Source organism: Bacillus sp. NEAU-Y102, assembly GCF_054788175.1.
The window spans coordinates 12,419-33,390 of record NZ_JBTWFK010000017.1 but is presented as its reverse complement, the minus strand read 5'-3'; the positions used below and the strand labels follow the sequence as shown (position 1 = coordinate 33,390).

General features: G+C 34.5%; 24 protein-coding genes. 16 read left to right on the top strand and 8 right to left on the bottom strand.

Annotation, left to right across the window (positions count from 1 at the left end; genetic code table 11):
* Positions 1–27: 27 nt before the first annotated feature.
* The 4 genes from ACYFX0_RS28930 (at position 28) to ACYFX0_RS28915 (ending at position 2,408) form a co-directional block, all read left to right on the top strand.
* Positions 28–291, top strand: a complete 264-nt coding sequence (locus tag ACYFX0_RS28930; RefSeq protein ID WP_000432422.1) for a hypothetical protein — start codon at positions 28–30, stop codon at positions 289–291.
* A 269-nt stretch (positions 292–560) separates the two neighbouring features.
* Positions 561–791, top strand: a complete 231-nt coding sequence (locus tag ACYFX0_RS28925) for a hypothetical protein (protein WP_000789031.1) — start codon at positions 561–563, stop codon at positions 789–791.
* Positions 792–1,323: 532 nt separating this feature from the next.
* A complete protein-coding gene (locus ACYFX0_RS28920; protein WP_106081984.1) occupies positions 1,324–1,815 on the top strand; it encodes an ankyrin repeat domain-containing protein in 492 nt (163 codons plus the stop codon).
* Positions 1,812–2,408: a DJ-1/PfpI family protein gene (locus tag ACYFX0_RS28915; protein WP_106081985.1), complete on the top strand. Its 597-nt coding sequence runs from the start codon at positions 1,812–1,814 to the stop codon at positions 2,406–2,408. The genes ACYFX0_RS28920 and ACYFX0_RS28915 overlap by 4 nt, the downstream gene beginning before the upstream one ends.
* Positions 2,409–2,427: 19 nt before the next feature.
* Here ACYFX0_RS28915 and ACYFX0_RS28910 read toward each other — a convergent pair whose 3' ends face one another.
* Positions 2,428–3,354: an aldo/keto reductase gene (locus tag ACYFX0_RS28910; protein WP_000559370.1), complete on the bottom strand. Its 927-nt coding sequence runs from the start codon at positions 3,352–3,354 to the stop codon at positions 2,428–2,430.
* Between the two features lie 284 nt (positions 3,355–3,638).
* On the opposite strand from ACYFX0_RS28910, the gene ACYFX0_RS28905 reads away from it, so the two are divergent.
* The 6 genes from ACYFX0_RS28905 (at position 3,639) to dltD (ending at position 10,031) form a co-directional block, all read left to right on the top strand.
* A complete protein-coding gene (locus ACYFX0_RS28905) occupies positions 3,639–3,995 on the top strand; it encodes an FtsB family cell division protein (protein ID WP_001228728.1) in 357 nt (118 codons plus the stop codon).
* A gap of 259 nt (positions 3,996–4,254) precedes the next feature.
* On the top strand, positions 4,255–4,581 hold the full coding sequence (locus tag ACYFX0_RS28900; RefSeq protein WP_000271314.1) for a DUF3870 domain-containing protein: 327 nt from the start codon (positions 4,255–4,257) through the stop codon (positions 4,579–4,581).
* Between the two features lie 186 nt (positions 4,582–4,767).
* Positions 4,768–5,829: a dipeptide epimerase gene (locus ACYFX0_RS28895; protein WP_001038454.1), complete on the top strand. Its 1,062-nt coding sequence runs from the start codon at positions 4,768–4,770 to the stop codon at positions 5,827–5,829.
* Between the two features lie 40 nt (positions 5,830–5,869).
* The gene (locus ACYFX0_RS28890) at positions 5,870–6,871 is read left to right on the top strand and encodes a C40 family peptidase (protein ID WP_106081986.1); all 1,002 of its coding nucleotides are present in this window, start codon (positions 5,870–5,872) and stop codon (positions 6,869–6,871) included.
* A 19-nt stretch (positions 6,872–6,890) separates the two neighbouring features.
* A complete protein-coding gene (locus ACYFX0_RS28885; protein ID WP_000758265.1) occupies positions 6,891–8,513 on the top strand; it encodes a peptide ABC transporter substrate-binding protein in 1,623 nt (540 codons plus the stop codon).
* A 336-nt stretch (positions 8,514–8,849) separates the two neighbouring features.
* Positions 8,850–10,031: a D-alanyl-lipoteichoic acid biosynthesis protein DltD gene (gene dltD / locus ACYFX0_RS28880; RefSeq protein ID WP_000782293.1), complete on the top strand. Its 1,182-nt coding sequence runs from the start codon at positions 8,850–8,852 to the stop codon at positions 10,029–10,031.
* 40 nt (positions 10,032–10,071) lie between these two features.
* Here the strand turns inward: dltD and ACYFX0_RS28875 are convergent, their stop codons facing one another.
* The 3 genes from ACYFX0_RS28875 to ACYFX0_RS28865 all read right to left on the bottom strand — a co-directional run bounded on the left by ACYFX0_RS28875 (position 10,072) and on the right by ACYFX0_RS28865 (position 12,068).
* Complete coding sequence (locus ACYFX0_RS28875; RefSeq protein WP_000558692.1) at positions 10,072–10,296, bottom strand: hypothetical protein; 225 nt, start codon at positions 10,294–10,296, stop codon at positions 10,072–10,074.
* A 168-nt stretch (positions 10,297–10,464) separates the two neighbouring features.
* Entirely contained in the window at positions 10,465–11,070 is a 606-nt protein-coding gene (gene uptA, locus ACYFX0_RS28870; protein ID WP_000952913.1) for an undecaprenyl phosphate transporter UptA, read from the bottom strand.
* Between the two features lie 233 nt (positions 11,071–11,303).
* A complete protein-coding gene (locus ACYFX0_RS28865; protein ID WP_000447231.1) occupies positions 11,304–12,068 on the bottom strand; it encodes a DUF1836 domain-containing protein in 765 nt (254 codons plus the stop codon).
* A gap of 258 nt (positions 12,069–12,326) precedes the next feature.
* On the opposite strand from ACYFX0_RS28865, the gene ACYFX0_RS28860 reads away from it, so the two are divergent.
* The 3 genes from ACYFX0_RS28860 (at position 12,327) to ACYFX0_RS28850 (ending at position 13,952) form a co-directional block, all read left to right on the top strand.
* On the top strand, positions 12,327–12,776 hold the full coding sequence (locus ACYFX0_RS28860) for a hypothetical protein (protein ID WP_000914478.1): 450 nt from the start codon (positions 12,327–12,329) through the stop codon (positions 12,774–12,776).
* On the top strand, positions 12,764–13,072 hold the full coding sequence (locus tag ACYFX0_RS28855) for a YxcD family protein (protein ID WP_000447761.1): 309 nt from the start codon (positions 12,764–12,766) through the stop codon (positions 13,070–13,072). Before ACYFX0_RS28860 ends, ACYFX0_RS28855 begins: the two co-directional genes overlap by 13 nt.
* Positions 13,073–13,229: 157 nt before the next feature.
* The gene (locus tag ACYFX0_RS28850) at positions 13,230–13,952 is read left to right on the top strand and encodes a hypothetical protein (RefSeq protein WP_000727978.1); all 723 of its coding nucleotides are present in this window, start codon (positions 13,230–13,232) and stop codon (positions 13,950–13,952) included.
* 57 nt (positions 13,953–14,009) lie between these two features.
* Here the strand turns inward: ACYFX0_RS28850 and ACYFX0_RS28845 are convergent, their stop codons facing one another.
* The 4 genes from ACYFX0_RS28845 to ACYFX0_RS28830 all read right to left on the bottom strand — a co-directional run bounded on the left by ACYFX0_RS28845 (position 14,010) and on the right by ACYFX0_RS28830 (position 17,625).
* Entirely contained in the window at positions 14,010–15,254 is a 1,245-nt protein-coding gene (locus ACYFX0_RS28845; protein ID WP_106103513.1) for an NAD(P)/FAD-dependent oxidoreductase, read from the bottom strand.
* Positions 15,251–15,583 (bottom strand): (2Fe-2S)-binding protein, encoded by a 333-nt coding sequence (locus ACYFX0_RS28840; protein ID WP_098390923.1) that lies wholly within the window; start codon positions 15,581–15,583, stop codon positions 15,251–15,253. Before ACYFX0_RS28840 ends, ACYFX0_RS28845 begins: the two co-directional genes overlap by 4 nt.
* Positions 15,580–15,852, bottom strand: a complete 273-nt coding sequence (locus tag ACYFX0_RS28835) for a (2Fe-2S)-binding protein (protein ID WP_106081988.1) — start codon at positions 15,850–15,852, stop codon at positions 15,580–15,582. The genes ACYFX0_RS28840 and ACYFX0_RS28835 overlap by 4 nt, the downstream gene beginning before the upstream one ends.
* Before the next feature lie 111 nt (positions 15,853–15,963).
* Complete coding sequence (locus tag ACYFX0_RS28830; protein ID WP_106103512.1) at positions 15,964–17,625, bottom strand: sigma-54 interaction domain-containing protein; 1,662 nt, start codon at positions 17,623–17,625, stop codon at positions 15,964–15,966.
* A 180-nt stretch (positions 17,626–17,805) separates the two neighbouring features.
* Here ACYFX0_RS28830 and ACYFX0_RS28825 point away from each other — a divergent pair, with 180 nt between their 5' ends.
* The 3 genes from ACYFX0_RS28825 to ACYFX0_RS28815 are packed head-to-tail and all read left to right on the top strand — an operon-like array spanning position 17,806 to position 20,953.
* Complete coding sequence (locus ACYFX0_RS28825; protein ID WP_001215272.1) at positions 17,806–18,981, top strand: NAD(P)/FAD-dependent oxidoreductase; 1,176 nt, start codon at positions 17,806–17,808, stop codon at positions 18,979–18,981.
* Positions 18,978–20,015, top strand: coding sequence for a proline racemase family protein (locus ACYFX0_RS28820; protein ID WP_001257539.1), 1,038 nt, complete (start codon positions 18,978–18,980; stop codon positions 20,013–20,015). The genes ACYFX0_RS28825 and ACYFX0_RS28820 overlap by 4 nt, the downstream gene beginning before the upstream one ends.
* Positions 20,012–20,953, top strand: a complete 942-nt coding sequence (locus ACYFX0_RS28815; RefSeq protein ID WP_016098628.1) for a proline racemase family protein — start codon at positions 20,012–20,014, stop codon at positions 20,951–20,953. Before ACYFX0_RS28820 ends, ACYFX0_RS28815 begins: the two co-directional genes overlap by 4 nt.
* Positions 20,954–20,972 lie beyond the last annotated feature (19 nt).

The window sequence follows — 20,972 nt, the reverse complement described above, 5'->3', positions numbered from 1 at the left end:
CTATACAGGGAAGAGGAGAGAATAAATTTGGAAAACGTAGAACAAGATAGAATTGAAAATCAAGTGTATTCAAATCGTGTAGTAAGATCAGAATTTGATGCGAATTGGGAAACTTGTATATCAAAGAGTGGTTATGTAATTTATGTAGCAACAAGTAATAATGCTGAAGTAATAGTGCTTCTTGCAGATGGTTCAAGTAAATTATTAATTTTTGAAAAAGGCGGTAAAGTAGTAGTAGGTGGCGGTGGAACAAGTCATTACAGTAAGCCGCATATTGCAATAAATATTTAAGGTAAAACATGTTAATTGAGAAGAAGCTGGAAAACGGTTAGTCATTCATATTTAGAGAATGACTAACCGTTTTTAAATGTGGTTTTTGAAGAATTATATAAGCAATATAAAAAGCATTTCCTATTTCGGCAAATGCTTTTTATATGTTATAGTATAATAGTGTCCTAAAGTAATGTTATTTTAATATATTTCAAATTTTGTTGTGTATTATTTTTATATTAAATTAGCACCTAAAGTATTTTTTTATATAAGGAGTAATAATTAGAGAAATGAAAAATATAGACTTTATACTAGAAAGTGATGAGGCATTAAAACCGTCTGAACGATTAGTGCTATTATTATTAGAGAAGCATAGAATGTTATATACGAACGATCTATTGGCATTATCAAATTTATCATATAAAACATTAACAGATTCATTAACGGCGCTTGTTTTAAAATCGTATGTGTTAAAGGAAACAGGTAAGGGAAGAAGACAGAATTGCTATAGATTAGTATGATAAGGCAGCTGTTTTAGAGAATTTTACATATGTTTTTTTCAAACGTAAGGTGAAAAAAGTTTTTTGTTTTCAAACGAAAAACTCACTATAAGAGGGACGAAGATAGTGGCGTTTCATTTTTGTAAACGTAATTATTTCGTCATTGAAAATACAAAAAAAATAAACCGCATAAAACAGAAATAAAAAAACAATCCATTTTTAAAATGGATTGTTTTTTTATTGGAATAATATTATTTGATATGTTGAAAGCATGAATAGCAGAATAAACATTACCTGTTTTATTTCATGCAACTGAACAAATATGATGAAAACTATGTGTATAGTTTTTTGCTTGCTTTTTCAGTAACTCTAATGAAATCATGGTCTTCATTGTTTAAAGGCAGTATTTTTAACATTATTGCTATTCAGCATTAAGCACAAAAAGGGATATATAATATTGTTATGTAAACTTAAGGTTTTAAAAGGAAAATGTAATAATTAATAGAACATGTAGAAGGAGATGCTTAAATAGTTTGAAGGATGGGAGATTATTATGGAGCATTTACAATCAATAGCACAAGCTGTTATAAGTGGTCATAAGGAAAAAGTAGTGAAGTTTATAAAGGTGAGTCCAAGTATTGTTAACGAATGTAGTGAAGATGGCTGGACACCACTTCATTTAGCAGCTTATTTTGGACAAAAAGAAATAGCGAGTTTTCTTTTAGAAAGCGGTGCAGATATACATAGTAGAGCGAAAAACGAAAATGAAAATACGCCTTTGCAAGCAGCAATCGCGAACAAGCAAAGTGAACTTGTTGCTTTCTTAATTGAAAAAGGATCAAATGTAAATATTATGCAAAGTGGTGGCTGGACAGGACTTCACGAAGCGGCATTATTAGGAAATGAAGAAATAATTATGCTACTCCTTAAAAATGGAGCTAATAAGATGATAAAGAAAAATGATGGGAAAACAGCGTATGATATTGCATTAGAAAAAGGATATGATCACCTTTTACATCATTTGAAACAGGAAGTGAACTTATGATGAATAAATGGAGTGTTGGTATATTTTTATTTAATGAAGTAGAAGTGTTAGATTTTGCAGGACCATTTGAAGTTTTTTCTGTAACTGAGGTGAATGAAGAAAAACCATTTACTGTTTATACAGTTAGCGAGAATGGAGAAATGATTACAGCAAGGAATAGATTGAAGGTACAGCCAGATTATAGTATTGAAAATTTACCACCAGTGGATATTTTAATAATTCCGGGTGGGCTAGGTGCTAGAAAATATGAAATAAAAAATGAAATAGTAATAAAATGGATTCGCCAACAAATGAAAGAAGTAAAGCTGATGACTTCAGTTTGTACAGGAGCGTTATTACTGGCGAAAGCAGGTTTACTGGAAGGGTTAAAAGCAACAACACATTGGGCTAGTATTGAAAAGTTTAAAAATGAGTTTCAAAATGTTGAAGTTATAGAAAATGTAAAGTTTGTAGATGAAGGACATATTATAACATCTGCCGGAATTTCAGCTGGAATTAATATGGCATTTCATATTGTGAAAAACTTGTTAGGTGTGCATGTTGCGGAGGACACAGCGAAGCGAATGGAGTATGATATTAGTTTGCCAAATTAAAAAGCCCGGATTGGGCTTTTTATATTGAATGAATATAGTTAAGCTCTTCATCACTCAAAATAGGGCGAACAGATGCATTTGCATTTTCTTGTGCTTGCGTTCCTGACTTCGCACCAGGAATTACAACACTTACTGCCGGATGAGAGAGTACATAGCGAAGTGCAAGTTGCCCTAGGGTCTGATTTTTTTTTGAGAGCAACCGAAGTTTCTCTACGGTTTGTAAGTCTTCTTGAAACCAAGTTTCATTTGGCCAATCTTTGCGTAAATCTCCATCTGGAAAAATTGTTTTATTTGTAAATTTTCCAGTTAAAATGCCCATTTTTAATGGACCACGAATAACAGCCCCTAGATTTTTCTCTTGTAAGAATGGTAATATATCTTTTTCTGGTTTTCGATTTAATATATTGTAATCAAGTTGTACGATATCAATTTCGTTGTTGTTATTGAAATGATGAATGTATTGTAAATCATGAGTCGAAACACCGACTGCTCTTACTTTGCCATCACGTTTTAATATGTCAAATGCACGTAGAAATGCTTCTGTTTCTCTACGATTATGCCACCAAATATGACAAAAATAAAGATCAATATAATCTGTTTGAAGACGTTGTAAACTTGTTTCAAATACGGCGATGATTTTTTCAGGAGTATCATATACAGGAACGCCATTAGGGTCGTAGTGATGTCCGATTAAACCACCTTTCGTTGATAGTATAATATCATTACGATGTCCTTTAATCGCGGTAGCCACCAACTTTTCACTATGTCCTAAACCATACACATCCGCAGTATCAATAAAATTCACACCACACTCAATGGCTTTTTTTATAGCAGTTATAGATTGTTTATCGTTAACAGGTCCCCATTCATCACCACCGATTGCCCATGCCCCAAAACCTATTTCAGAAACAGTTATTCCAGTGTTACCTAATGTGCGGTAATGCATATTTTCCCTCCTTGTAAGCATGTTATAACATGGATATGTAGGGAAGGAATTTTGTGTGTGAAAAAACTCTTCTACAATAGTAGAAAAAGAATTACAGAAACTACTATTTTATAGCAGCATGTATAAAAAAAATCGGTGTAAATATGGAAATGTCGTCGAATGCTATCTTTAATTGGTTAATTTATGGGATATTTTTGTGAAGGAGTTTATTTTATAAGAATAGAATTTAGTTTAGTAAGAAAACGTGCCGATGGTAGTGAAAAATATGGGTTAGGGGGATTTGAATGAGGAAACTCAAACGAGTAAATGTTCCTAATATACCAGAGCAGTTATCACAACCTAGTGACAAGCGTAGGATAAATAAAAAGAAGTTAAGGCGACTTATTTTAATGGTCCTTTTTATTGCAGCAACTACTCTGTACGTTCAATATATTTTAACGAAACAACAAGAAGTAATTGATAAGAAGAAAGGTACGATTACGGATCAAAAGGAACAATTAGTATCTTTAAAGAAAGATAAAGATTCTTTAAAGACTAACATAGAAAATTTAACAGACGATGAGGAAGAAATTTTGAAGTTTGCGAGAAAAGAGTATCAATTTTCTAAGTCAAATGAAACTATATTTGTGATGCCCAAGTAATGAAAAAAATAGTTAGCCGTCGCTAACTGTTTTTTTATGTATGAATGTAATGGTACAAAGAATAATCACATATTGTAAAAATGAAGAGTTTAAGCTATTTTCATAGATATGGAATATGCACTAAAATAAATGTTGTTAAAATTCTGTCAATTATATTATAATACAAGGTAAGCGGATACATTTTTTAATCAACGTTGAGTTCCTCGCTCATACGACTATTAAGAAACCCGTTATCCTCGTATACGAAAGGAAGATAGCTGTGTACGCTTCAAATACAATTTATATCGTAGGGGATGCGAAAGCACCTCAAAATAATCCCATTACTGAAAAGTTTAAAAGCTATTTCGTAGCATTTGTACTTGTTAAGGATACAGGGGAAATTGTAGATGCAGACTGCTCAGCGACAATTGCATTAACATCTCAATTTGTTAAATATTTATTTCTACATAAAAATATAAATGACCCGGCGTTAGTAATGGAAGTAAAGAACCGATATTTCGGCTCTTCTCAAAAAGCGTTACTTGTAGCGCTAAAAGATGCACAGAAAAAATATAATCAGATTGCTGCTTTGTCTACTCAATCATAGACAAAATCCAGCCGTAAGAATCATTCTTATGGCTGGATTTTTTTATTTCACATTATCATCCTACATCAAAAGTAAACGGAAACAAAGTAGAGAGATAGGAGAGTAAATGCCCAATAGGTTTACTTAATAATCTGTGGGTATAAATCTCCGGTGGATTAAAATTTCACTTCATTGGAGAACGAAAGGATGAACAAAATGAAAATTACAGATGTAAAAGTAAATCGTAGACGTGTAAAACTTCATACACCGTTTAAAACCGCGCTTCGTACTGTAACAGAAATTGAAAGTATAGATGTTTATATTCATACAGATGAAGGAGTGATTGGTAAGGGAGCTGCAGCCGCAACGCCAGTTATTACGGGTGATTTCACCAGTGGAATAGAAGAAGCGATTTTAGGACCGATGCGTTCATGTTTAATTGGTCAAGATATCATTCAGTTTCAGCAGTTACTACAGCGCATTCAAATGAGTTGTATTAGAAATTCAAGTGCGAAAGCAGCGGTAGATATCGCTTTATATGATGTATATTGCCAATATCAAAAGGTGCCGTTATATGCATTGTTAGGCGGGAAGAAAGAAATTTATACGGATATTACAGTGAGTGTGGATGAGCCTGTATTAATGGCAAAAGAAGCGAAGAAACATATAGAAAAAGGATTTCAAACATTAAAGATTAAAGTGGGTAAAGAGGCGCATTTAGATTTGGAACGTATTGAGGCAATTCGAAATGTGGTACCAAGAAATACGACATTACGTTTAGATGCGAATCAAGGTTGGAGTCCAAAAGAAGCGGTCTCTATCATTCAAGGGATGGAAAATCGTAATTTAAATATAGAATTTATTGAACAACCAGTACACGCGAAAGATTGGGATGGGTTAAAGTACGTCAAAGATCGTGTGCAAACGCCAATTATGGCCGATGAAAGTATATTTTCAGCAAGTGATGCATTAAAGCTCGTTCAAGGAAGATATGCAGACTTAATTAATATTAAATTAATGAAATGTGGTGGCATACGTGAAGCATGGCGTATTGCAGATATCGCAGAAACAGCTGGTGTGAAGTGTATGGTGGGAAGCATGATGGAATCTTCACTTTCCGTTAGTGCTGTTGCGCATTTAGCGGCAGCGCATCCTAATATTCATTATTTTGATCTTGATGCACCGCTTTGGTTAATGGAAGAGCCGGAAGGAATGACTTATTCTGGATCAAAGGTAAACCTTCAATCGACAGTGAATAGTAAGTCTTAGGAGAAGAGACTAGTAAACTATTTTTTTAAGGGGGATATATATGAAAAAAGTAGGAACTGCATTTTTAACAACTTTATTTATATTTTCATCGTTTACATCGGCAAATGCTGAAGAAAAGAAGGATAATAAAGCATTTATAGATGTATCTGCTGCAACGTTATGGACAGCACCTGATGCATTAAGGCCAATCGATACACCGAGTACAACAAATCCAGTGGATCTATGGAAATGGACGAAATCAATGACACTTGACGAGAAACTATGGTTAACAAATGCAAATAAATTAGAAACACAAGCGTTACTCGGTCAAGAAGTAACTGTTATTGATAAGAAAGGCGAGTGGGTGAAGGTATTAGTGCATGGACAGCCAACGCCACGAAATGAAGAAGGTTATCCGGGCTGGATGCCTGAAAAGCAATTAACATATAATCAAGAATTTGCAGATAAAACAAATGAACCTTTTGTGTTAATAACAAAGCCAACAGCGATTTTATATATAAATCCTTCTGAAAAACATAAATCACTTGAAGTCAGTTATAATACAAGACTGCCGCTATTAAGTGAAGACACAATTTCATACCGTGTATTGTTGCCAAATGGTCAGAAAGCATGGCTACGAAAAAATGATGGAACAGTTTACCGCTCTCAAACTGATATTCCAAAACCGACCGCTGATGATTTAATTAACACAGGGAAAATGTTTTTAGGTTTACCGTATATATGGGCTGGTACAAGTGGTTTTGGATTTGATTGCTCTGGCTTCACGCATACGATCTATAAATCGCACGGCATTACAATTCCGCGAGATTCTGGACCGCAATCAAGAGCAGGGGTTGCAGTTGATAAAGAAAACTTACAAAAGGGAGATTTAATTTTCTTTGCACATGATCAAGGGAAAGGTAGTGTCCATCACGTTGCAATGTATATTGGTGATGGCAATATGATTCACTCACCAAGAGCTGAAAGGTCGGTAGAGATTATACCACTAAATACACCAGGATATATAGAAGAATACGCTGGTGCTCGTCGTTACTTACCTTAAAAATAGAGGGGGTTTTTAAATGAAAAAAGTTGTTCGTTACTCATTAGTTAGTACTCTATTAGTTTCTTCATTTTTAGTTGGCTGCGCAAAAGAAAAAACTACAACAAAGCCGAAAGATGAAAAGAAAGTATTACAGTTACTAGAAACGGGTGAAATTCCGTCGTTAAACTCAGTGAAAGTCACAGATGCAATCTCGTTTAACGTTTTGAATAACGTAATGGAAGGACTATTCCGTCTATCGAAAAATGATGAAGTAATTGAGGCAGGCGCACAAAAATATGAAGTGAGTAAAGATGGAAAGACATATACATTTCATTTGCGTGATGCGAAATGGTCAAACGGAGATCCAGTAACCGCTCATGATTACGTATACGCTTGGAAGCAATTGATTAATCCAGATACCGCTTCTCAATATGCATACATTGCGTACGATGTGAAAAACGCTGAGAAGATAAATAAAAAACAACTAGGTCTAGATGAATTAGGAGTAAAAGCGAAGGATGATAAAACGTTCGTCGTAGAGCTAGAACATCCTGTACCGTATTTTACGAAATTATTAATTTTACCATCCTTCTATCCAATTAACGAAAAATATGCGAAAGAGCAAGGTGATAAATACGGATTAGAAGCAAATAAAGCGGTATATAATGGACCATTTACATTATCAGAGTGGAAGCATGAAGCTAGCTTTACAATGAAGAAAAACGATAAGTATTGGGATAAAAAAGAAGTGAAGTTAGATGAAGTAAACTATCAAATTGTAAAAGAAATTTCAACTGCGGTAAATTTATATGAAACAGATAAAGTTGATAGAGCTGTTATTTCTACAGAATTCGTGGATAAATATAAAAATAATAAAGAGCTAAAACAATATACAGATCCAGTTATGTACTTCTTCCGATTTAATGAAAATGTACCGATTCTTAAAAATAAAAATGCACGTCTTGCGCTAAGTACAGTTTTTGATAAGAAAGGACTTGCGGATTCATTTTTAAATGATGGTTCGGTTGCTGCAAACTATTACGTACCAAAAGGATTTTTAAAGGGACCAGATAAAAAAGATTTTAGAAGTACGGCAGGTGAGTTTAATAAAACTGATGTAAAAAAAGCGAAAGAATATTGGGAAAAGGCAAAGCAAGAAACAGGTACAGATGAAGTGACGTTAGAACTATTAAATTATGACTTAGAAAACTTTAAAAAAGTTGGAGAGTACATTAAAGAGCAGCTTGAGAAAAATTTACCAGGTTTAAAAGTGAATGTGAAATTGCAACCACATACGCAAAAATTAGCACTAGAGAAGAAGAAAGAATATGAAATGTCGTTATCACGCTGGTTACCGGATTATCCAGATCCAATGACTTACTTAGAAGTATTCCTTTCTGGAAGTAGTGTTAATAATACAGAATATGCAAACCCAGAATATGATGCGTTAATTAAGAAGATTAAAACAGAATTAGGTAATGATGAAAAGGCTCGCTGGAAAGCAATGCAGGATGCTGAAAAAATGCTACTTGATGATGCAGTAATTGCACCGGTATTCCAGCGCGGATTATCTTACTTACAAAAACCATATGTGAAAGATTTATATGTACATCAATTTGGTCCAGCTACAAGTTTAAAATGGGCAGATGTACAAAAATAAAAGAATGGGGAAACAGACTTCACGTATGTGATAGTCTGTTTTTTTGTACAGTTCCGAATGAAATATAGACATTTCATATGTTTTTTTACGACTTAAAAATAAAATTATTACTAAAATTCCAGTGTGAAATTTATGTAGAATCTTGTATAATTAACGTGTTTCTATGGAAACATTTTCTTGCGCTATTTCTATAGGATTTAATAGAACAAGGAAGGAAATACATACATGTATATAATAGACAAATAGAATGGAACATGTATAGAGAAAAAGGAGAGAAAAGATGGCGTGTCAAAGACAAGGGTTACAAGTTAATAACGATAGAAAGAGGGACAGAAGATGAAAATGAAGCATGCTTTTGGTCCTATAATTTTAGCGTGTGTGCTTTTTTTCATTATCATTCTAATCCCATCGAAAAGTTTAGTATCGCTTATTAGTGATAAGAAGGTAGAAGATGCGGCTACTTCTTTACAAAAAGAGAAATTACAAAGTGTTTTCTTACAGCAAAAAATGTTAGATAATTCACAGTATTTACCGATGTACGGTTCATCAGAATTTTTACGAATGGATGCATATCATCCGTCTAATTATTTCAAAGTAAATCCAGCTGGTTTTACACCGTTTTTAATTGGAACTGGCGGTACACAAAGTTTAGCTCATATTTTAAATATGACATCTACTATGGATGAATTAGAAGGTAAAAAAGTAGTCTTTGTTCTTTCACCACAATGGTTTACAAAGACTGGTGTATCACAAGGGGATTTCACTAATAATTTCTCCAAACAACAAGCATATCATTTTATTTTTAATGATGAGATAAATCCAGAAATGAAGAAGCAAATCGCGAAACGGCTATTAGATTATAAAGTTGTTCAAGAAGATGATATATTAAAAAATTCATTAGAAGGTATTGTATATAATGATACGAAACATAACATAAAAGCAGGTTTAGTTAAACCACTTGCTTATATGCATCGAAATATTTTAGATCATAGAGATTTATTTAACTCTTTATTTAAAATCGAACCGATGAAAGAGAAAACAAATAGCGGACTTCGTTCAATTTCTTGGGAAGACGCACGTAAACACGCAGAACAAGAAGGGAAAGCTGAGTCTACTACAAATACATTTGGAATTGAAAATCCGTATTATCATAAGAATAATCTGAAGAAAAAACTTAAAGGTTTAAAAAACTTTAGAGCAAATGAAACATATGATGAATCACCAGAATATAATGATTTACAAATTATTTTAGATTTATTTAAAGAGAAAAATGTCAAACCGCTCTTTATTTCTGTACCTGTAAATGGGCCTTGGTATGATTATACTGGATTCCCTAAAGAACGCCGTGAAGTGTATTATAAAAAAGTTCGAGAACAGGTTGAGAAAGCAGGATATCCAGTAGTTGATTTCTCTGGCCATGAATATGATAAGTATTTCTTAAAAGATACGATTCATTTGGGCTGGAAAGGTTGGATTTATTTTGATGAAGCAGTGCAGAAATTTTATTCTGAGAAATAAAGTATAGAAATCGGAATGGCTATGAGCCGTTCCGATTTTTTTAGTATAGAGGATTTTGGTGAGGACAATTTGGGAATGCATGTATATCTTGAACCTGTCTATAATCATAATGTTTCATTGCGAACTGAGCTTGATAAAGGTATTCATACACATATAATTGACCATCATGCGCTGAACATAATACGCCGGAAGTTCCTTGCCCATTTATGAAGGAAATACCGATAGGGCGTCCGATTAAGTATGGTATTTTTTGCTGCCAATGCATAGGGGAATCACTCCTTTTTGAGATAATATACGAAAAGAATGATCGAATGGTTGCTTATCCATGTAAATGTAGATGGAAAGGTGTTATATAATTCCTGAAGATTAATTCATATATAAATAAAAAACCGCTATAACTTCGAATGAATTTATAGCGGTTTTTATTATATTCTTAAGCAAGATTTTTGCGCTTTTTTGTCCATTTTTTTATAACGAAGTATAAAAGTATAAGTACGACGCCACCAATTGCAAATGATTTCACATACGGACCAGCAATATCGTTTATATTCTCCCAATTTTCACCTAGTTTTTCACCTAAATAAATGAAAATAATAGACCAAGGGATAATCGCAAGTGCTGTTAATGTAGTGAAACGTAGTAAAGGCATTTTTGTAATACCAGCAGGAATTGAAATCGCATGACGCACTACTGGAATGAAGCGTGCTGTAAAAATGACGCCAGTTCCGTAACGATTAAACCAATCTTCTGCAGCATCTATTTGTTTTTTATGTATGAAAATATATTTTCCATAACGTTCTAATATAGGGCGTCCGCCGTATCGTCCAAGCCAATAAATAAAGATTTGGGCAATAACACCGCCAATTGTACCGAATACAACTGCGCCTATAAATGAGATACTACCATTGAATACTAAGTATCCTGCATAAGCAAGGACAATTTCACTTGGGATAATCTCAATCATAAGTCCAAGCATAATGCCCCAATAACCTAATCCTTCAAAAAACGTTAATACTGAATGAATAAAACTACTTAACATTGTTGCACCTTCTAATTTATGGATTTTTGAATATATGCCCCTTTACTTAATAACATAAAAGGTTCACTATGTGTATATTATACCTTATTCATATAGGGGATTGCTATTTCAATTCTTTTATGTCTCTCATAAGTATTATAGTAAAGGATATAAGCCACGTTTTCATGAAGGGTTAATGAAAAGATTATTAAAAATTTCTCATAAAAAAATAGAAGCATTTCTGCTCCTATTTTTTAAGGCTTCACATCTAAGTTCTGTAAAAATAACGTTGCTGTTACGTAACGTTTTGCTAACATTTGTACATAAGCGGTATGTACAGAAAGGGTCGCAATAATAATAGCGTTACGAATTGCTTCGCGTTGTTCGTTATTAATTTGATCGAACTTGCTTGCGATTTTATCAGCTTTTTCTTTTACGATGTTTTCAATTGTATGAACTGTATCTGTTGCATTTAGTTGTAAGCAATTCCCTTGATTGAGTTCTTCAAATAGAGAAGAGTATGCTACATATAAATGAACAGGATTGATTAAATCATCACTTCGATCGGCTGGGTCATTAACGATAAGGCGTAATAGCTTACGAATTGATTCAAAATCAAGTGCTGTTTTTAAATCTTCGACAATGAACAGTAAGGCTGCTTGTTCAATCGAATATTTTTTCCCTTTTTGAGGAGAGCCAATCATTTCTTTTATATCTCGTTTCACCCAGTTTTGCATAGCAGTTACAGAGAAACTTGTGTTTTCAATCTGATTGCCAAGCGCAACTATTTCATTTAAAGAAAAACCGACATCAGTATCGTCAATTTTAATCAGCTTTTCAAAAATAGGTGAAAGTGCGGTAGTAATAAAAGCTGTAACGCTTTGTCCGCTTTCAATATCTTTTTTATGTGACTTTGCCCAAGCTTCTTGTAAAATACCGAGAGGCTTTTTCGTATTCCATCCTCTTAGTGATAGAAGAAGGGTAGCCATTTCGTTTCGTGTGAGATGAAATGTTTCCATCTTTTCACCTCCAAAATAATAAAAAGTTCTTATGAACTTATAATATGTTTTGTTTCATTTAAAGTCAATTCTGTTTTGCTTAATTTTTCCTTTGTCACCAAACTGTCGGAAGTAAATAATACTTGCATATTTCGACAAAAGTTCATATAATAAGTTCATAAGAACCTTTAAAATGTTCTTAAAAACAAATCTATCATTCTGAATTTACTAGAAAGATAGATTTCACATATATCTATATAAAAGGAGAATGGATATAATATGTTGAAAAAACTTGTAGCAGTAATGACAGCATTTATGGTTATCTTTGGGGCTAGCAGCTTTATGTTCGTAGATCATGCGGCAGCGAAAAGTTACAAATCTGGTAAAAAATCATTTACACCAAGTTCAGGTCAAAAGTCAAAAGTTGATTTAAACAAAAAAGACTCAAATGTAAATTCTCAAAAAACGACTCCAGATTCAAAAACGAAAGCAACAAACACAGCACCAAAAAGTAATAAAGGAAGCTTTATGAAAGGTTTATTACTAGGTGGTCTTGGTGGTTTACTAATGGGTAGCTTATTTGCAAATATGGGAGCTCTTGGTTCTGTATTAGCGTTTATGGTAAATATGTTAGTAATGGCTGGTATCGTAATGTTAGCAGTTCGTGCATTTAAATACTTCAAAGACCAACGTAAAAAGAAGGCAGATGAAGTAGCATGGAAACAATAAAAATTTCTGAACAAGAATTAATAAATGCGCTTTGCGTATATATAGCTGAAAAAAGACAAGTGGGTCCAGAAGAAGTGTTAGTTGAACTCATGTATGACGATGACTACGGTTTCTCTGCGGAAGTAGAGGTAAATGGTCGCCAGCAAATTTTAATTCAAGCAAACTTAATCGAAGCATTACGCTTATTGCTTGACAGAGAATATAATGTCAATTCATTCGCAGCGAGATTACAACTTGAATTAGATGATGAAGAAGGTATTTACGCATTAGCGAAAATTAATAGTGACGAACAATAAGACTGTTAGGGCTTTATGCTCTAGCAGTTTTTTTATTTTAATTTCTATTATTAGTATGTTTCCTATTTTGGGATAAAATTCAATTATTAATAAATGAATGAATTGGTAAAAATATGTTATTCTTATTAAGAATGTTTTATATTAATAGGAGGATATTATGAAAAAGAAATTATTAGCAACAATAGCTGCGGTATGTTTATCTTTAACTGCTTGTAATTCAACGGAGCAAACAAAAGATGTACAAGCGAACGAAAAAAAAGATAACAATACTGAACAGCAAACAGCAAAAACTAGCCCGAAAGCTAAAGAGATAAAAGAAAAAAGTGCAGTGGAGAGATTATCACAAGATCATAGTGTTTCGTTAGAAGGTGATGGCGCGAATTCTTCTGATTTTTTTGAGTTAAAATCCGGATTTGTTATTGCGGAAGTAGAACATACAGGAGAAAGTAATGCAATTCTAGAGTTAAAAGATGAACAAGGTAATGACTCTGGTTCACTTTCGAATTTTATTGGTAATGGAAAAGAAAAACGTGTAGTTTTATTAAACAAGAGTGGAAAATATTTTATTAATCCAATGGCAGATGGTCACTGGAAAGTGAATATGTCTCAGTCTATTCCAATAGATAAAGTAGTAACAGCTCCAGGAACAATTAGTGGTCACGGATCTGATGTTGTTTTTGTGAAGCTTGAAAAAGGTTTGAAAGAATTGCATGGTGTACATAAGAATGGTGAAAGTAATTTTGTAGTTGATTTAAACGATAGCATGATATTTAATGAAATTGGTGCTGCCGATACTACGAAAAAAGTACCTGTAAAAGAAAATGGTATACATATATTCACTATTCAAGCTGATGGTGATTGGACAATCGAAGTGAAATAATTTGAAAAGCTCTCCTTATGTTTTTGATAAGGGGAGCTTTTTGACAAATAAGTCTTATTAAATAATTTCTTGTTGTTTATAGAAATCTTTATAATTTGTTTGGAATTTATGCCATAAATTATTCATCTTTCGTCTACCGATATCTACCATCGGATTAAACTGAATTGCAGCTTTCTGACGAACAAAGTGAACGTTTTGAATGGCGTGATATAATTGTTGGTCGACTATATCACGTTTTTTACTTGCATATTTAGCAATTGATAGACCTGCAACAGTTCCTTGCGCCATCGCAATTTTTCCGCTTTCAATGCCTGTAATATTGCCAGCTACAAATAAACCTGGAAGAGGGGTTTCCATTGTTTCGGAATGGAGAGGAACGTGTCCGCCTAATTCTGAAATGTAATGGAAGGGACAACCAGCTACAGCTGCAAGTTCGGCAAGTGGGTATAATCCCCCGGCAATACAAACAAAATCTGCTTCATATATTTTCTCTGATCCATTAATAACATTTCCTTTAGAGTCAATATTAGCAATACGTACACCTTCAACTTGATCTGTTCCGATAATTTCAAGAGCTGCTTTCCGAAGGTGAAGTGGCGTTCCGTTTATTTTCATTCCGCTGTTTGGATAGAATGTTAATCCAGCTTTTCGAATCCAATCATATTTCATAAAGTGGCTACCTATTCGTAAAATAGCAGATGGAGCGAGATGTGCTGCATTTAAAAGGGAGTTTAAAACTTCTTCAGGTTCACCAGCTTTTTGACTTAACTCGCTTTTTTCAGGGAGTACAATATGATCTACTTTAATTCCCGCTAATTGCAATTCACTTAAAATGGCGAAAGACAAAATGTTAGCACCAATAATGATTCCTTTTTTTCCAACTTGCACGCGATGAACATTTGTCATAACTTGAGCTGCTCCAATTGACATCACTCCTGGAAGTGTCCAGCCTGGAAGGGGAATAGAATATTCCGCAGCACCAGTAGCAAGTAGTACGAACGGTGCTTCTAAGGTACCGATATTAGTATGTATAAACCAATTGTTTTCATCTTTATCTAAATTATATACCGAAACACCGCACCTGATATGTACTGAAAGTGATTCTGCTTCTTCATGAAGTCGCTTCGATTCTTCTATTCCGTTCCACCATTCTCCAGTAGGCTCTTGATGCAACTGTCCTAACAATCTCCCGCCCGGCTTCATAAATTCATCAATAACGAGCACTTTTAGTCCGAAACGAGCACAAGAGATAGAAGCAGATAATCCCGCTGGTCCTGCACCAATGATAATTACATCACTCATCGTTTTTTCACCATCTCTCTCACGATATTCGGATGCTGTTTCCCGCTTTCAACAACCATGTTTTCTTCTACAACAGTTAAGCATGCGCGTACATTTGTTTGATTATTTACTGTCACGCGGCATTCGGAACAATGCCCGATATTACAATAAATACCTCGCGGTGTCCCGCTATCTTCATGAACTCTTAATGTCCGTATTTCATTTGCTAACAGGGCAGCAGCAATCGTTTCATGTTCATATGCTTCGTATTGATAACCGTCAAATTGAAAGGTAGTACGCTCACTACTTTGTAAAGTACCTAAAATAGGGTGATGTGTAATTCTACTCATTTACTTTCACCTACCGATCCAAAAGTAACTGCACGTATTGGTGGTTGATATTTCAACGGTATTTCATTAAGAGTTACGTCAGGATTCACATTTTCAATCATTCGATCTATCATTATTCTGCATGTGCGACCACCACAAAATCCCATGCCAGCACGTGTTCTTAGTTTTAATTCTCTTGCCGAGCAGTTATATTCAGCAATTGTCGATTGAAGTTGTCCGTATGTAACCTCTTCACAACGACAAACGATTAAGTTGTTTTTATTGGTCATGTGTATTCCTCCTCTAGTTCGGTTTGCACAAATTATATATGCAAAAATCATGCCAATATAGAGGAGGAGGGAGGGCTACCTGTAAACGACTAATTGGTGCATACTGCTTCTTTATTGAAGTCCAAGTTTTTTTAAACGGTTATATAAAGTAGCCCTTGTTACGCCAAGTTGTTTTGCACATTCTAATTTATTCCCATTTAAAATTCGTAAAGCCCTTTCAATAACTTTTTTCTCATGCTCATCCATCTCTTCTTGTAAAGAAAGGATTGTATTATTGTTGCTGAGTAATAGGGGATGAGCTGTATGATTGTCTAAATTTTCGGTTGTATGAAATGGTAAATATTCTTGTTTTATAATTCCGTCTGTCGCAAATACCACAAGTCGTTCAACAACGTTTCGAAGTTCGCGAATATTACCTGGCCAATTGTAATGAAGCAGTTCATGCATAATGCTTGAAGGTAAGTCACGAATTGGTCTGTTATAGTTGATTGAAAAATCGTTTAAGAATGAGTATGTGAGTTCGATAATATCCTCTCGTCTTTCACGCAGCGGTGGAATATGCAGGCTAACTACATTTAAACGATAATATAAATCTTCTCGGAAAGTTCCTTTTCTCATTTCTTCTTGTAAATCCCGATTTGTAGCAGCGATAATGCGGAAATCAATATTAATTTCTTTTTCTCCGCCAACTCGGTAATACTTTCGTTCTTGTAGTACACGTAACAGTTTTACTTGCATATCGAGCGGCATTTCGCCAATCTCATCGAGGAATAAAGTACCGCCTTGTGCGAGTTCGATTTTACCTTTTTTCCCTTTACTATTCGCTCCAGAAAAGGCCCCACGCTCGTAACCGAATAATTCACTTTCAAATAAAGCTTCTGGAATTGCCCCGCAGTTAATCGAAATGAAAGGCGTCTTCGCTGCTTCACTTGCTTCATGAATTGCTTTCGCAAATACTTCTTTTCCAACTCCGCTTTCCCCAAGTATTAAAACAGTTGATTTCACCGAACAAACTTTTCTAGCTAATTGTATCGTTCTTTGTATAACAGGACTTTTTCCATTCATCGCAAGGAATGGATCGGATTCATCTTTATACTTTGCCACTTCTTGTTCTAAACGGTGCATTTCATGTGACATATTAAATAGTTTTTCATTTAAAGCGACTTGATTTGTAACATCTGTTTCTGAAACGACTGCTCCTATAATTTCATCATTACAATAAACTGGATTTGAATTAATTAATACGAATAAATCGGGACGAGGCTGATGGAACTGAGCGACTATGCTTTTTCCATCATGTAAAGATTGTAAAATTTCCAAGTCTTTATAATCAAAAAAACGAGTAATCGGTTGCCCAATAATCTCATTATGGTTGACTGAAAATATTTTTTCAGCACCATCTGTCCAAGTTCGAACGCATTCTTTACTATCAATGACTGTAACAGAAGAGTCAGTTGTTTGTATTACGGTGTTATAAAATGACTGTAGTTCATTGTAGGACTTATAAAGAAATGGAATCATTTGCTGAGAAGTTATACAGAATATCGGCTCATCGTTTTCGTTAAGGATGATAACAGCTAATTCATAAGAAAAAGCGTCAATTAATGCAGTGAATGAGTCATCTACATAAATAATGGCGCAATTATATTCTTCTGTAGTAGAAGGGAGATAATAAAACCTTCCGTTTACTTGCTTAATGTGATTAAGGCTACATGTATGATCGATTAAAATACTTTCCAAAAACTCTTGTATAGTCGGAAATGAAAATGCCATAATATCCTCCCGTTATGTATAAAAATTTTGACAGTGATAAAAAAATAATACACCTATTTACTATAAATTTGAATTATTTTTACAAATAAAAATATTGTTTATGGAAATTGTATATGTGCAGAATTGGCATGTCAATTGCATAAAAGAAAGTGAGAGGTTTAGGGAAAGGAGGAGTATATTGTGAGGCACTGCGACGTTTTAATTATAGGTGGTGGAATAATAGGGTGTTCTATCGCTTATTACACTTCAAAATACGGAAGAGACGTAACAATCATTGAAAAAGGAGAATTTGTCAGCGGGACGTCTTCACGGTGTGATGGGAATATTTTGGCCATTGATAAAGACCCAGGGTTTGATAGTCAAATGTCTTTAGTAAGTCAAAAATTAGTAACTGATTTAAGTGAAAAATTAGAGCATTCATTTGAATATAGGGCACCAGGAAGTATTCTCGTATGTGAGTCAGACGAAGAGATGGAAGCTGCGCAGCAATGGGTAGATCGGCAAAAAGAAGCTGGATTACCGTTTCGAATGCTTGATAGGCAAGATATAAGAGAAGAGTCGCCTTTTTTTGCTGATGATTTATTAGGCGGTTTAGAATGTGCGACGGATTCAACTGTGAATCCATATCTCCTTGCTTTCTCGCTTCTGTCAGAGGCACAAAAGTTTGGCGCAAAAGCCTTTAAGCAGACCGAAGTAAAGAGTATGAAAATAGAGACGAATGGTTCATTTGTTGTAGAAACTACGAATGGTACTTTTACAGCAAAACAAGTTGTAAATGCAGCCGGTGTGTGGGCTCCTAAGATTGGTCAGATGTTAAATGTAAATATACCAATTGAACCGAGAAAAGGGCATATTATAGTAGCATCAAGGCAACAACATGTAGGATGCCGTAAAGTAATGGAATTCGGTTATTTAATTTCTAAATTTGGCGGAAAAAGAAAAGTAGATGCTTTAACTGAAAAATACGGGGTTGCGCTCGTATTTGAGCCTACTGAAAGTCAAAATTTCTTAATTGGAAGTAGTCGTGAATTTGTAGGGTTTCATACGAGAATAAACAATGAAGTCATTAAATGTATCGCAAATAGAGCGATTCGCTTTTATCCGAAAATGGCAGATATGATGGTAATTCGTTCTTACGCTGGTTTACGTCCGTGGACAGAAGATCATTTGCCGATTATTTCACGAGTGGAACATATTCCGAATTATTTCATTGCCGCTGGACATGAAGGGGATGGGATTAGTCTTGCAGCAGTTACTGGGAAAGTAATTGAAGAGTTATTAAATGAAAAAGAGACAATTATTCCTATTGAACCACTTCGTTTGAGTCGTTTTACAGAAAGGGTGTTAAACGGATGAGGTCACAAAGAGTCTTTACGACTATTGATACACATACGGGCGGGAATCCAACGAGGACATTAATTAGCGGACTTCCAAAGTTGATTGGAGAGACGATGGCAGAGAAGATGTTACATATGAAAAAGGAATATGATTGGATTCGAAAATTGTTAATGAATGAACCGCGTGGTCATGATGTAATGTCAGGGGCATTATTAACAGACCCGTGTCATCCTGAGGCTGATATAGGTGTTATATACATAGAGACAGGTGGATACTTACCGATGTGCGGTCACGATACAATCGGTGTATGTACAGCGTTAGTTGAATCAGGTTTAATTCCAGTAGTTGAACCGATTACTTCTTTAAAACTAGATACCCCGGCTGGCTTAGTGGAAGTAGATATTGCTGTTCAAGATGGAAAAGCAAAAGAGGTATCTTTCTGTAACATACCAGCTTTTTTATTGAAAAATATTACTGTACACGTCAAAGACATTGGAACTGTAGAGGCTGATATTGCGTATGGAGGGAATTTTTATGCCATTATTGATGCGAATTCAGTAGGCCTAGAATTAGTACCAGAAAATGCATCTACAATCATCGATAAGGCGATTCATATAAGAAACACAATTAATGAGAAGTTTGAAATCATTCATCCAGAGTATTCGTTTATTAGAGGATTAACACATGTTGAATTTTATACAGATGCTACTCATGAATGTGCGAATGTGAAAAATACAGTTGTTGTACCACCAGGCGGAATAGATCGATCCCCATGCGGTACAGGAACATCTGCGAAGCTAGCTGTATTATACGCTCAAAAAGAAATCAAAATTGGTGAAGAGTTCATTCATGAGAGTATCGTTGGTTCTTTATTTAAAGGATATGTCGTGAATACGACACATGTTGAAAATATTGAAGCTGTCATAACGAAAATTACGGGATCAGCTTGGCTTATGGGTATGCATAAATTTTTTTACAATGAAATGGATCCACTCAAAGAAGGATTTTTGCTAATTCCGCCGATGGAACATGAAACGGAGGATATAAAATGAACATTCAAAAAATGTATACAGCAGTAGACGTACATGTAAATGGCGAGGCATTTCGTGTAATGAAAGACGTACCATGCAAATACTACTACAGTTTGGAGCAATTAAATGAACAATTTTCAGGTGAATTAGCAGAAGAGAGGAAGCTTTTATTAAATGAACCACGTGGTTTTATCGGTTTGAATGGGTGTATTGTCGTTCCATCTATCCATAATGAAGTGGATGCAGCTGTATTATTTTTTAATCATGAAGGTTCGATTCCGCTTCATTATGGGGGCATTGTTGCGGTAATAACGATGTTACTCGAAAGTGGGTATTTAAAAAAGAGAGAGTCCAATCAATACAAAATTGAAACGTTATCTGGAATATTTTTAGTTCATGCGTATGTAGAGAATGATGAAGTTGTATCTGTTTCGTTTGAAAGCAAACTTTGCTATTTGATTGAGGAAAATTTACAGGTTGGTAATGTAAGTTATTCTCTCATACAAGCAGATAAAGTATATGCAGTTGTAGAAAAAGGTGCGTATTCGCCAGAAATTCGTGTTGAAAACATTCCAGAATTGAAAAGATGGGGAGAAGCTAAACTGCAGGCTATACAAAAACAGTCGCTAATAAAAAGGCTTATTTTAGTAGATCCTTCGCAAAAAGAAAAGAACCATATAAAGTCGATTACATTTCATGAAGATAACTTTATCGTACGTTCGCCAGGTTTTGTTTCTACTATCGTTTCCTATGTTCATGCGTTATTTAAAAATGATTATATGGCGGATAAACCTTTTAAAAATGAAAGTATATTTAATAGTTTTATAACTGTGGAAAAAGTGAAGAAGGAGGAGCTAGGATACATTTTCCGTTTTGAAAGTAGAGGATTTATTACAGGAATGCAGACGTTTCTATTAGACCCTACGGATCCATTTCCGGCAGGGTTCTTATTAAAATAAAATGTGATAAGGAGAGATA

Bases quoted from the DNA above. Each gene is read 5' to 3' on its own strand.
- ACYFX0_RS28925 (WP_000789031.1), top strand. From the start codon at position 561: ATGAAAAATATAGACTTTATACTAGAAAGTGATGAGGCATTAAAACCG.
- ACYFX0_RS28920 (WP_106081984.1), top strand. From the start codon at position 1,324: ATGGAGCATTTACAATCAATAGCACAAGCTGTTATAAGTGGTCATAAG.
- ACYFX0_RS28915 (WP_106081985.1), top strand. From the start codon at position 1,812: ATGATGAATAAATGGAGTGTTGGTATATTTTTATTTAATGAAGTAGAA.
- ACYFX0_RS28910 (WP_000559370.1), bottom strand. From the start codon at position 3,354: ATGCATTACCGCACATTAGGTAACACTGGAATAACTGTTTCTGAAATA.
- ACYFX0_RS28905 (WP_001228728.1), top strand. From the start codon at position 3,639: ATGAGGAAACTCAAACGAGTAAATGTTCCTAATATACCAGAGCAGTTA.
- ACYFX0_RS28895 (WP_001038454.1), top strand. From the start codon at position 4,768: ATGAACAAAATGAAAATTACAGATGTAAAAGTAAATCGTAGACGTGTA.
- ACYFX0_RS28890 (WP_106081986.1), top strand. From the start codon at position 5,870: ATGAAAAAAGTAGGAACTGCATTTTTAACAACTTTATTTATATTTTCA.
- ACYFX0_RS28885 (WP_000758265.1), top strand. From the start codon at position 6,891: ATGAAAAAAGTTGTTCGTTACTCATTAGTTAGTACTCTATTAGTTTCT.
- dltD (WP_000782293.1), top strand. From the start codon at position 8,850: ATGAAAATGAAGCATGCTTTTGGTCCTATAATTTTAGCGTGTGTGCTT.
- ACYFX0_RS28875 (WP_000558692.1), bottom strand. From the start codon at position 10,296: ATGCATTGGCAGCAAAAAATACCATACTTAATCGGACGCCCTATCGGT.
- uptA (WP_000952913.1), bottom strand. From the start codon at position 11,070: ATGTTAAGTAGTTTTATTCATTCAGTATTAACGTTTTTTGAAGGATTA.
- ACYFX0_RS28865 (WP_000447231.1), bottom strand. From the start codon at position 12,068: ATGGAAACATTTCATCTCACACGAAACGAAATGGCTACCCTTCTTCTA.
- ACYFX0_RS28860 (WP_000914478.1), top strand. From the start codon at position 12,327: ATGTTGAAAAAACTTGTAGCAGTAATGACAGCATTTATGGTTATCTTT.
- ACYFX0_RS28855 (WP_000447761.1), top strand. From the start codon at position 12,764: ATGGAAACAATAAAAATTTCTGAACAAGAATTAATAAATGCGCTTTGC.
- ACYFX0_RS28850 (WP_000727978.1), top strand. From the start codon at position 13,230: ATGAAAAAGAAATTATTAGCAACAATAGCTGCGGTATGTTTATCTTTA.
- ACYFX0_RS28845 (WP_106103513.1), bottom strand. From the start codon at position 15,254: ATGAGTGATGTAATTATCATTGGTGCAGGACCAGCGGGATTATCTGCT.
- ACYFX0_RS28840 (WP_098390923.1), bottom strand. From the start codon at position 15,583: ATGAGTAGAATTACACATCACCCTATTTTAGGTACTTTACAAAGTAGT.
- ACYFX0_RS28835 (WP_106081988.1), bottom strand. From the start codon at position 15,852: ATGACCAATAAAAACAACTTAATCGTTTGTCGTTGTGAAGAGGTTACA.
- ACYFX0_RS28830 (WP_106103512.1), bottom strand. From the start codon at position 17,625: ATGGCATTTTCATTTCCGACTATACAAGAGTTTTTGGAAAGTATTTTA.
- ACYFX0_RS28820 (WP_001257539.1), top strand. From the start codon at position 18,978: ATGAGGTCACAAAGAGTCTTTACGACTATTGATACACATACGGGCGGG.
- ACYFX0_RS28815 (WP_016098628.1), top strand. From the start codon at position 20,012: ATGAACATTCAAAAAATGTATACAGCAGTAGACGTACATGTAAATGGC.